Origin of the sequence: Burkholderia sp. Bp9004, from assembly GCF_003858025.1 — a bacterium.
Lineage (GTDB): Bacteria > Pseudomonadota > Gammaproteobacteria > Burkholderiales > Burkholderiaceae > Burkholderia > Burkholderia diffusa.
The window spans coordinates 84,237-94,406 of sequence record NZ_QTQD01000031.1 but is presented as its reverse complement, the minus strand read 5'-3'; the positions used below and the strand labels follow the sequence as shown (position 1 = coordinate 94,406).

The following is a 10,170-nucleotide window of genomic DNA, read 5'->3' as shown; positions in this document are numbered from 1 at the left end:
TGGAGGATCGACAATATCGCCGCCAAGGGCATGCGATATTTCATCGTGATATCGCCGAATCCGATGTTCCGGTATTCCGGCCTCGGCTTTCTTACTGCGTCAGTCATGCTAGACCCCTACTATGTTGTCACACTAATCCGCGATTTTAGCGCCTTTTTATATCGCGCTGCAGCGAAAGTCTGCTCTGGATCATTACGCGAACGGGAATAAAGGCGGCCCGAAACGTGCTACGCGAACATGGGGAGTACGCGCACACGCTGCTTGTGCCGATACGTCGTCAGCTCAAGTCATTCTGATAGTAATACCCGGTTGTGACATACCAGCCGCGTCGCACTTCCACCGGCCGGTCTCCGTATGTATAGGACACGCGCTCGACCGATAGCAAAGGAAAACCGGCCGGCACGTGCAGCAGGTCGGCCACCGCCGGCTCCGCCGCCACCGCGCGAATCTTCTCCGTCGCGCGGATCATCCGCGTGCCGAATTCCGTCTCGAACATCGCGTAGAGCGGCCCCTTGTACTCGCTCAGCCGCTCGAACGTGAGCCCGCGGAACATCGCGCCCGGCAGCCAGATCTCGTCCAGCACCGTCACTTCGTTCTCGAACTCCAGCAGGCGGCGCACCTGCACGACAGGGTCGGCCGGCTTCAGCTCGAGCTGCCGCGCGATCTCGGCCGGCGCGCGCAGGCGACGGCATTCGAGCAGGCGGCTCACGTGCGGATGCTCGGCACCGTCATCGGCCAGCAGACGCAGGAAGCGGAACTGCGCGCGATCTTCGTTGTGCGTCGCAACAAAAGTGCCCTTGCCCTGCCGCCGGACCACGAGGTTTTCCGCGGCCAGTTCGTCGATCGCCTTGCGAACGGTGCCCTGGCTGACCTTGTAGCGGGCCGCGAGCTCCACTTCGCTCGGAATGATTTCGCCCGGCTTCCACTCGCCGGACTCCAGGCTCTGCGTGATCAATGACTTGATCTGCTGGTATAACGGGCTGAAGGTCGGCGACGGCGACGCGACAGGCGCCGGCACGGAATCGGCCGCGCCCGGCTGCCCTGGGCCGCCTGCGCCGGTCGGATTCGCGTTGTTCGCCTGGTTCGATGTCATGGCGCGCATTTCATCACAAACCGCGCTTTTCCGTCCACTCAAATTCCGCAAAACATCTGTCTTATATAAGACATATGATACCGTTTGACTTTGGGCCCGTCGGCTCCTACACTCCGGGGCGAGCAAGGGTTCGCGGGTGCAAAACGCGTCCCCGGCTACGTGCCACGGCCGTCTCCAGGTTCACCGCGTCTGCCTTTCGCGAGTCCTCCGCCCTGCTTCAATGCAACGCTACGCGTAACGCGCATAGAATGGCGTTTTGCCTAGCGTCCACCGCTTCACCCGTCCTGGAGATTTTCAATGGCTAAGCCCGCAAAGCGCGTTGCCGTCACCGGCGCCGCAGGTCAAATCGCTTACTCCCTGCTGTTCCGCATCGCGAACGGCGACCTGCTCGGCAAGGACCAGCCGGTCATCCTGCAACTGCTCGACCTCCCGCAAGCCCAAGCCGCCGTCAAAGGCGTCGTGATGGAACTCGACGATTGCGCGTTCCCGCTGCTCGCGGGCGTCGTGATCACCGACGATCCGAAGGTTGCATTCAAGGATGCAGACGTCGCGCTGCTGGTCGGTGCACGTCCGCGCTCGAAGGGCATGGAGCGCAAGGACCTGCTGTCGGCGAACGCCGAGATCTTCACGGTCCAGGGCGCCGCGCTGAACGAAGTCGCGAGCCGCGACGTCAAGGTGCTGGTCGTCGGCAATCCGGCGAACACCAACGCGTACATCGCGATGAAGTCGGCACCGGATCTGCCGAAGAAGAACTTCACGGCCATGCTGCGCCTCGACCACAACCGCGCGCTGTCGCAACTCGCAGCGAAGTCGGGCAAGCCGGTCGCATCGATCGAGAAGCTCGCCGTGTGGGGCAACCACTCGCCGACGATGTACCCCGACTTCCGCTTCGCGACCGTCGAAGGCGAGTCGCTGCTGAAGCTGATCAACGACGACGTGTGGAACCGCGACACGTTCATCCCGACCGTCGGCAAGCGCGGCGCGGCGATCATCGAAGCGCGCGGCCTGTCGTCGGCAGCGTCGGCAGCGAACGCGGCGATCGACCACGTGCGTGACTGGGTCCTCGGCACGAACGGCAAGTGGGTCACGATGGGCATCCCGTCGGACGGCTCGTACGGCATCCCCGAAGACATCATCTACGGCGTGCCCGTCACGTGCGAAAACGGCGAGTACAAGCGCGTCGAAGGCCTCGAAATCGACGCGTTCTCGCGCGAGAAGATGGACGGCACGCTGGCCGAGCTGCTCGAAGAGCGCGATGGCGTCGCCCACCTGCTGAAGAACTAAGCAGACTGCACGGCCTGGCCGCCTCCGGGCGGCCCGGTCACGGCACGGGCGGCGGGCCGGCAGCCGGCCCCGCCGCCCGATCCGATCCGGGCACGTTTTGACGCTCCAGGCGCCCCGCGCGCCGGCCCAGAACGCGCCCGAATCCGATTTTCTCCACGTTGCCCGCCTCCTTGACGTAGAAGAGATGTCCGCGCTCACTCCTGCACAAGTGCTGTACGACGGGGCGTCCCCGCCCGCGATCCTGCCCTGCTGCGATCACTACGCGGGCAGCGAGAAGCTGATGCGCAAGTCGCTCGCGCTCCAGGCCGAACTCGGCCCCGTGTTCGACATCACGCTCGACTGCGAGGACGGCGCGGCCGTCGGCCAGGAAGCCGCGCACGCGGAGCTCGTCGCCGAATTCCTCGGCAGCGCCGAGAACCGCTTCGGGCGTGTCGGCGTCCGCATCCACGACTTTTCCCACCCCCACTGGCGCGACGACGTGCGCATCGTGCTGCGCGCCGCGCGCGCGCCGGCCTACGTCACGCTGCCGAAGATCGCGAGCGCCGCCGACGCGGCCGAGATGATCGCGTTCATCGAAGGCACGCGCCGCGAGCTCGGTCTCGCGCAGCCGATCCCGGTCGACGTGCTGGTCGAGACGCACGGCGCGCTTGCGCAGGCGGCCAGCCTCGCCGCGCTGCCGCTGGTCGGCACGCTCAGCTTCGGGCTGATGGACTTCGTGTCCGCGCATCACGGCGCGATTCCCGATGCGGCGATGCGCTCGCCCGGCCAGTTCGACCACCCGCTCGTGCGCCGCGCGAAGCTGGAAATCGCCGCGGCCTGCCACGCGCACGGCAAGACGCCGTCGCACAACGTGACGACGGAAGTGCGCGACATGGCCGTCGTCGCCGGCGACGCGGGCCGCGCGCGCGACGAGTTCGCGTTCACGCGGATGTGGAGCATCCATCCCGCGCAGATCCGCCCGATCGTCGACGCATTCGCGCCGCGCACCGATGAAGTCGCACTGGCCGCCGAGATCCTGCTGGCCGCGCAGGCCGCAAACTGGGGCCCGACGCGCCACGGCGATACACTGCACGACCGCGCGAGCTACCGCTATTACTGGTCGGTGCTGCGCCGCGCACGGGCGACCGGCCAGCCGGTGCCGGCCGAGGCTGCGCCGCTGTTCGGCCCGGCCGCCGGGGACGGGCGGTGAGCGCGCGCCGACACACGCATTTCATCGAATCACCGGAGCGTGAACCCGCGACAGGTTTGCGAAACGACAAAAAACGTAACGGAGCCCGAAAACCTGAAATATGCGCGGCCAAATAGGTGAAAATAGCGGCCGCTGCGCGCTTCCGGGGCGCGTGCAGTTTCAAACCGGCCGACGGTGTCTGCCGCCGGCCCTTGTCAACTGATTATCGAAAGGTTCTGACTCCATGAAGAAACTCCTGATCGCTACCGCCATCGGCGCGTTGTCCGCCACGATGCTGGTGTCGGCTCCGAGCGCGTTCGCCCAGGATACGGCGACGACCGCGAAGAAGACGGCCAAGCGCCCGGCGCCGGCCAAGCGCATCATCCCGCGCAGCAAGAAGGCGCAGGCGCGTGCCGCTGCCAAGGTCGATCCGGTACCGGACGGCGCGGTCAAGTGGGCCTGTAAGGAAGGCCTGTCGTTCGACCTCGCCGGCGACATGAAGCGCGACCAGGTCGTCACGGTTCACTGGGCGAAGAAGAACTACAAGCTGCCGCGTCAGGCCACGACGACGGGCGCCGACACGTTCTACGATCCGGCAGCTGGCTTCAAGCTGGTCGTGATTCCGAGCAAGGCGATGCTGTTCTCCGACGCAAACGGCGGCGAGCGCCTCGCGGACGAGTGCGTGACGTCGGAAATGGCGCAAGGCACGCCGGCACCGACGCAGTCGAACGAGCTGAAGCCGGCAACGAACTAAGCACGTTTCCCCCGGCCCCTCGATGTCCGCCCCGGTCTCCAACGTCCGCCCTGCTCCGGATACGGTACTCGTCGATATCGTCGACTACGTGCTGAACACCGGAATCGACAGCGCGCTCGCGCTGGAGACGGCGCGTCATTGCCTGATCGACACGCTCGGATGCGGACTCGAGGCGCTGTCCTACCCTGCCTGCACCAAGCTGCTCGGCCCCGTCGTGCCCGGCACGATCGTGCCGAACGGCGCGAAGGTGCCCGGCACGTCCTTCCAGCTCGATCCCGTCCAGGCCGCTTTCGACATCGGCGCGATGATCCGCTGGCTGGACTTCAACGACACCTGGCTCGCCGCCGAATGGGGGCATCCGTCCGACAACCTCGGCGGAATTCTGGCGACTGCCGACTGGCTGTCCCGCACGGCCGTCGCGGCCGGCAGGAAGCCGCTTGCCATGCGCGACGTGCTCGTCGCGATGATCCAGGCCCACGAGATCCAGGGCTGCCTCGCACTCGAGAATTCGTTCAACGCGGTCGGGCTCGACCACGTGCTGCTCGTCAAGGTCGCGTCGACGGCCGTCGTCGGCCGCCTGCTCGGACTCACGCGCGACGAGCTGATCAACGCGGTATCCAACGCATTCGTCGACGGCCAGGCGCTGCGCACGTACCGCCACGCGCCGAACACCGGTTCGCGCAAGTCGTGGGCGGCCGGCGACGCGACGTCCCGCGCGGTGCGCCTCGCGCTGATCGCGAAAACGGGTGAAATGGGCTACCCGTCGGCGCTGACCGCGAAAACCTGGGGCTTCTACGACGTGCTGTTCGACGGGCAGCCGTTCCGCTTCCAGCGCCCGTACGGCACGTACGTGATGGAGAACGTCCTGTTCAAGATCGCGTTCCCCGCCGAATTCCATGCGCAGACGGCCGCCGAGGCCGCGCTGAAGCTGCACGCGCAGCTCGCCGCGGCGGGCCGCACGACCGACGAGATCAGCCGGATCACGATCCGCACGCACGCGGCCGCGATCCGCATCATCGACAAGCAGGGTCCGCTCTCCAATCCGGCCGACCGCGACCACTGCATCCAGTACATGGTCGCCGTGCCGCTGCTGTTCGGCCGGCTGACCGCGGCCGATTACGAGGACACGGTCGCCGCCGATCCGCGCATCGACGCGCTGCGCGCAAAAACCGTGTGCGTCGAGGATCCGCAGTTCACGAAGGATTACCATGACCCGGCCAAACGATCGATCGCGAATGCGCTGACGATCGAATTCGCGGATGGGTCGAAGCTTGCCGAAGTGGCGGTCGAATACCCGATCGGTCATCAGCGACGCCGTGCGGACGGCATCCCGCTCCTGGTCGAGAAGTTCAGGACCAACCTCGCCCGGCGCTTCCCGGCAAAGCAGCAACAAGCGATTCTCGACGTGTCGCTGGACCAGGCAAAGCTCGAAGCGATGCCGGTCGATGAGTACGTCGACTTGTATGTGATATAGGGGGCTGTTTGCGGATGAAACGGACATGCGAATGCCCCAAATCGGCCGCAGGACAAGAAGTGAGGAGCGCCGTTTGGCCGTGCCAAACAAGTGGCGAACGACGCCGTCATGCGGCCGATTTGGGGCATTCCCGTGGAATAAAGTTTAAATTTGGGGTTGCCCCGAGAAAGGCCGCTCGCTGCGTCACGTTCCTTGCGAATACGTCCAGTATTCGCTGCGTCGCAGTCCTCGCGAGCGGCCTTTCTCGGGGCAACGCATGTCCGTTTCATCCGCAAACAGCCCCCAGGTCATCTACAGGACTCTTTGTTTCCTAGCCTTAAACCCAGGAAAATCACCATGGCCCACAATCTCCACAAGACCCTCAAGGAATTCGACAGCGGTTCCGGCAAAGGCAAGTTCTACTCGCTGCCGCAGCTCGGCAAGGAACTGAAGACGAAGATCGAGCGCCTCCCGGTGTCGATCCGTATCGTGCTCGAGTCCGTGCTGCGCAACTACGACGGCAAGAAGATCACCGAAGAACACATCGAGCAGCTCGCGAACTGGAAGCCGACCGCGAAGCGCGTCGACGAGATTCCGTTCGTGGTGTCGCGCGTCGTCCTGCAGGACTTCACGGGCGTGCCGCTGCTCGCCGACATCGCGGCCATGCGTGGTGTGGCAGAGCGTTCGGGCAAGAACCCGAAGAAGATCGAGCCGCTGGTCCCGGTCGATCTCGTCGTCGATCACTCGGTCCAGATCGACTACTTCCGCCAGAAGGACGCGCTCGACCTGAACATGAAGCTGGAATTCCAGCGCAACAACGAGCGCTACCAGTTCATGAAGTGGGGCATGCAGGCGTTCGACACGTTCAAGGTCGTGCCGCCGGGCGTCGGCATCGTCCACCAGGTGAACCTCGAGTATCTCGCGCGCGGCGTCCACAAGAAGGCGGACGGCGGCGACACCGTGTACTACCCGGACACGCTCGTCGGCACGGACAGCCACACGACGATGATCAACGGCATCGGCGTGGTTGGCTGGGGCGTGGGCGGCATCGAGGCGGAAGCCGGCATGCTCGGCCAGCCGGTGTACTTCCTGACGCCGGACGTCGTCGGCGTCGAGCTGAAGGGCAAGCTGCGCGAAGGCGTGACGGCCACCGACCTGGTGCTGACGATCACCGAAATGCTGCGCAAGGAGAAGGTCGTCGGCAAGTTCGTCGAGTTCTTCGGCGAAGGCACGAAGTCGCTGTCGCTGCCGGACCGCGCGACGATCGGCAACATGGCGCCGGAATACGGCGCGACGATGGGCTTCTTCCCGGTCGACGAAAAAACGATCGATTACTTCGAAGGCACGGGCCGCACGAAGGCCGAAATCGCCGCGTTCGAAAACTACTTCAAGGCACAGAAGCTGTTCGGCATTCCGAAGGCCGGCGACATCGACTACACGAAGACGGTGACGCTCGACCTGGCAACGGTCGCCCCGTCGCTGGCCGGCCCGAAGCGCCCGCAGGACCGCATCGAGATCGGCAACGTCAAGTCGACGTTCACCGACCTGTTCTCGAAGCCGGTCGCGGAAAACGGCTTCGCGAAGAAGGCGGACGACCTGAACGCGCAGTACACGACGAGCAACGGCGTCGACGTGAAGAACGGCGACGTGCTGATCGCCGCGATCACGTCGTGCACGAACACGTCGAACCCGAGCGTGCTGCTGGCCGCCGGCCTGCTCGCGAAGAAGGCCGTCGAAGCCGGCCTGACCGTCGCGCCGCACATCAAGACGTCGCTCGCGCCGGGATCGCGCATCGTCACCGAATACCTGACGAAGACGGGCCTGCTGCCCTACCTCGCGAAGCTCGGCTTCGAAGTCGCCGCCTACGGCTGCACGACCTGTATCGGCAACGCGGGCGACCTGACGCCGGAACTGAATGAAGCAATCACGAAAAACGACATCGTCGCGGCTGCGGTGCTGTCGGGCAACCGCAACTTCGAAGCACGTATCCACCCGAACATCCGCGCGAACTTCCTCGCGTCGCCGCCGCTGGTCGTCGCTTACGCGATCGCCGGCAACATCACGCGCGACCTGATGACCGAGCCGGTCGGCAAGGGCAAGGACGGCTACGACATCTACCTCGGCGACATCTGGCCGACGAGCGATGAAATCCACGCGCTGCTCAAGTTCGCGCTCGACCCGAAGAAGTTCGAGGACAACTACTCGAAGCTGACCAAGAAGGGCGACCTCTGGAGCAAGATCGAGGGCGAAACGGGCCAGGTCTACGACTGGCCGAAGTCGACCTACATCGCCGAGCCGCCGTTCTTCGGCAACGACTTCTCGATGGAGCCGGCGGATTCGATCCCGACGGTCAAGGGCGCGCGCGCACTGGGCATCTTCGGTGACTCGGTCACGACCGACCACATCAGCCCGGCAGGCTCGATCAAGGAAGACTCGCCGGCAGGCAAGTGGCTGAAGGAAAACGGCGTGCAGAAGGCCGACTTCAACAGCTACGGCTCGCGCCGCGGCAACCACGACGTGATGATGCGCGGCACGTTCGCGAACGTCCGGATCAAGAACCTGATGATCCCGGTGAAGGCCGACGGCACGCGCGTCGAAGGCGGCCTGACGATTCATCAGCCGAGCGGCGAACAACTGTCGATCTACGATGCGGCGATGAAGTACGTCGCGGCCGACACGCCGACCGTCGTGTTCGCGGGCGAAGAGTACGGCACGGGCTCGTCGCGCGACTGGGCCGCGAAGGGCACGCAACTGCTCGGCGTGAAGGCCGTGATCGCACGCAGCTTCGAGCGGATCCACCGCTCGAACCTGGTCGGCATGGGCGTGCTGCCGCTGCAGTTCAAGGGCTCGGACAGCGTCCAGTCGCTCGGCATCACCGGCGAGGAGACCTATGACATCGAAGGCCTCGGCGACGACTTCAAGCCGCAGCAGGACGTCACGCTCGTGATCCACCGCAAGAACGGCGAAGCGACCCGCGTACCGGTGCTGCTGCGCATCGATACGCCGATCGAAGTCGACTACTACAAGCACGGCGGTATCCTGCCGTTCGTGCTGCGCTCGCTGCTCGCAGCGTAAGCGCCCTGCTGTTGCAGGTGCCGCAGCCGCCTCGCGGGCGGTTGCGGCCGATTTGGATGCCCGACCTCGTGTCGGGCTTTTTTTGCCTGCTCGCTACGCGATGCCGTCGCGTGTCCGGCGTGTCACGCCGCCTTTTCGCCGCGCGCCTTCGCGCCCGCTCCTCGCGTGTTCTTCCTCAGGTGGGTGCGGTTGTATTCGATCGCCGCGCGCACGAGGGCCTTCAGCGCCCGCTTGTCGATCCGGTCGCCTTCGAGGAAATCGATCGCGCGCCGCGCATTGCCTTCGAGGCCCGCATTGAACAGCCCGCCGGGATCGGGCAGCTGTGCGCCGTGCATGAACGTCAGCTTCACCTTGCCCTTGTGCGCATTCGCGACTGCGATCATCCCGTCGCATGACCACACCGGGCTGCCCATCCATTTCCATTCCTCGACGATGCCATCTTCGGCAGAAAGGATCGTCTCGCGCAGCTCGGCGAACGTCTTGCCTCGCCAGTCGGTGATTCCCGCGATCAGCGCGTCGATGCGTGCCGACGGCTCCAGGTCCGATGCGCTCATGCCCCGGCCTCCGATTCTCCATCGGGCCGCGCCAGCACCTGTTCGAGCGATTCGAAGAACCGCACCCAGCCGTGCTGCGCGCCGCGATACGCCTGTTCCTGATCCGCGCGGAAGCCGGCCTGCTCCATGCGCAGCAGCGTGCCACCCGGCGTCGGCGTGAGCGTCCACGTGACGACACTTTCCAGGCCATACGCGGCCCATGTATAGGACAGCACGCGCTGCGGCTCGATCGTCAGCACCGTGCAATCGACCGAACCCCAGTCCGCGCGGAAGCTGAATGCGCGCCCCGCGACAGGCTCGAAGTCGCTCTGCATCAGCCACGCCTCGATCAGGTGCGGTTGCGTAAGCGCACGCCAGATCTTCTCCGGCGGATGCGACAGTTCCCGTTCGACGACGACGGAGCGCGTTTCGGTAGTGGCCTGGTTCATTACTGATCCATCCTTTTGAGCAGATCTTCGAGGGCGTCGAACCGGGTCTGCCAGAAGCCGGCCATCTGGCTGGTCCAGTCGATCAACGGAGTCAGCGCCTGCGGCTGCGCGCTGTAGTGCGTCTGCCGGCCTTCGTGACGGTCGCTCACGAGCCCGGCCTGCTTCAGTACGCCCAGATGCTTCGATACCGCCGGCTGCGACACGCCTGCATGGGCCGTGAGCGCGGCGACCGTCAACTCGCCCTCCTCGCACAGCCGCTCGAAGAGCGCGCGGCGCGTCGGATCGGCAAGTGTCCTGAAAAGCATGTCGTGAGCGCTTTGCATGTTCGAATCAATAACCCGATGGTTATGGATTGAAGAAT

9 protein-coding genes and 1 pseudogene are annotated in these 10,170 nt (G+C 65.1%); 5 read left to right on the top strand and 5 right to left on the bottom strand.

Annotation, left to right across the window (positions count from 1 at the left end; translation table 11 throughout):
- A pseudogene (locus tag DIE08_RS27900) lies at positions 1-107 on the bottom strand (succinate dehydrogenase, cytochrome b556 subunit); the annotation flags it as partial.
- 170 nt (positions 108-277) lie between these two features.
- Positions 278-1,102: a GntR family transcriptional regulator gene (locus tag DIE08_RS27895; RefSeq protein ID WP_082728923.1), complete on the bottom strand. Its 825-nt coding sequence runs from the start codon at positions 1,100-1,102 to the stop codon at positions 278-280.
- Positions 1,103-1,390: 288 nt separating this feature from the next.
- Here DIE08_RS27895 and DIE08_RS27890 point away from each other — a divergent pair, with 288 nt between their 5' ends.
- The 5 genes from DIE08_RS27890 to acnA all read left to right on the top strand — a co-directional run bounded on the left by DIE08_RS27890 (position 1,391) and on the right by acnA (position 8,827).
- The gene (locus DIE08_RS27890; RefSeq protein WP_044843799.1) at positions 1,391-2,377 is read left to right on the top strand and encodes a malate dehydrogenase; all 987 of its coding nucleotides are present in this window, start codon (positions 1,391-1,393) and stop codon (positions 2,375-2,377) included.
- Positions 2,378-2,561: 184 nt separating this feature from the next.
- A complete protein-coding gene (locus tag DIE08_RS27885; RefSeq protein ID WP_124904753.1) occupies positions 2,562-3,566 on the top strand; it encodes a CoA ester lyase in 1,005 nt (334 codons plus the stop codon).
- Positions 3,567-3,789: 223 nt separating this feature from the next.
- A complete protein-coding gene (locus tag DIE08_RS27880) occupies positions 3,790-4,299 on the top strand; it encodes a hypothetical protein (RefSeq protein WP_124621213.1) in 510 nt (169 codons plus the stop codon).
- Between the two features lie 22 nt (positions 4,300-4,321).
- Positions 4,322-5,773: a bifunctional 2-methylcitrate dehydratase/aconitate hydratase gene (locus DIE08_RS27875; RefSeq protein ID WP_124904751.1), complete on the top strand. Its 1,452-nt coding sequence runs from the start codon at positions 4,322-4,324 to the stop codon at positions 5,771-5,773.
- A 336-nt stretch (positions 5,774-6,109) separates the two neighbouring features.
- Positions 6,110-8,827, top strand: coding sequence for an aconitate hydratase AcnA (gene acnA, locus DIE08_RS27870; protein ID WP_124904749.1), 2,718 nt, complete (start codon positions 6,110-6,112; stop codon positions 8,825-8,827).
- Between the two features lie 122 nt (positions 8,828-8,949).
- Here acnA and DIE08_RS27865 read toward each other — a convergent pair whose 3' ends face one another.
- The 3 genes from DIE08_RS27865 to DIE08_RS27855 are packed head-to-tail and all read right to left on the bottom strand — an operon-like array spanning position 8,950 to position 10,132.
- Positions 8,950-9,381, bottom strand: coding sequence for a DUF1801 domain-containing protein (locus DIE08_RS27865; protein WP_124904747.1), 432 nt, complete (start codon positions 9,379-9,381; stop codon positions 8,950-8,952).
- Entirely contained in the window at positions 9,378-9,809 is a 432-nt protein-coding gene (locus tag DIE08_RS27860) for an SRPBCC domain-containing protein (protein ID WP_124904745.1), read from the bottom strand. Before DIE08_RS27860 ends, DIE08_RS27865 begins: the two co-directional genes overlap by 4 nt.
- Positions 9,809-10,132 carry a helix-turn-helix transcriptional regulator gene (locus tag DIE08_RS27855; protein ID WP_059678780.1) on the bottom strand — a complete coding sequence of 108 codons (324 nt, stop codon included), beginning with the start codon at positions 10,130-10,132 and terminating at the stop codon, positions 9,809-9,811. The genes DIE08_RS27860 and DIE08_RS27855 overlap by 1 nt, the downstream gene beginning before the upstream one ends.
- Positions 10,133-10,170 lie beyond the last annotated feature (38 nt).

Bases quoted from the DNA above. Each gene is read 5' to 3' on its own strand.
- DIE08_RS27895 (WP_082728923.1), bottom strand. From the start codon at position 1,102: ATGCGCGCCATGACATCGAACCAGGCGAACAACGCGAATCCGACCGGC.
- DIE08_RS27890 (WP_044843799.1), top strand. From the start codon at position 1,391: ATGGCTAAGCCCGCAAAGCGCGTTGCCGTCACCGGCGCCGCAGGTCAA.
- DIE08_RS27885 (WP_124904753.1), top strand. From the start codon at position 2,562: ATGTCCGCGCTCACTCCTGCACAAGTGCTGTACGACGGGGCGTCCCCG.
- DIE08_RS27880 (WP_124621213.1), top strand. From the start codon at position 3,790: ATGAAGAAACTCCTGATCGCTACCGCCATCGGCGCGTTGTCCGCCACG.
- DIE08_RS27875 (WP_124904751.1), top strand. From the start codon at position 4,322: ATGTCCGCCCCGGTCTCCAACGTCCGCCCTGCTCCGGATACGGTACTC.
- acnA (WP_124904749.1), top strand. From the start codon at position 6,110: ATGGCCCACAATCTCCACAAGACCCTCAAGGAATTCGACAGCGGTTCC.
- DIE08_RS27865 (WP_124904747.1), bottom strand. From the start codon at position 9,381: ATGAGCGCATCGGACCTGGAGCCGTCGGCACGCATCGACGCGCTGATC.
- DIE08_RS27860 (WP_124904745.1), bottom strand. From the start codon at position 9,809: ATGAACCAGGCCACTACCGAAACGCGCTCCGTCGTCGTCGAACGGGAA.
- DIE08_RS27855 (WP_059678780.1), bottom strand. From the start codon at position 10,132: ATGCAAAGCGCTCACGACATGCTTTTCAGGACACTTGCCGATCCGACG.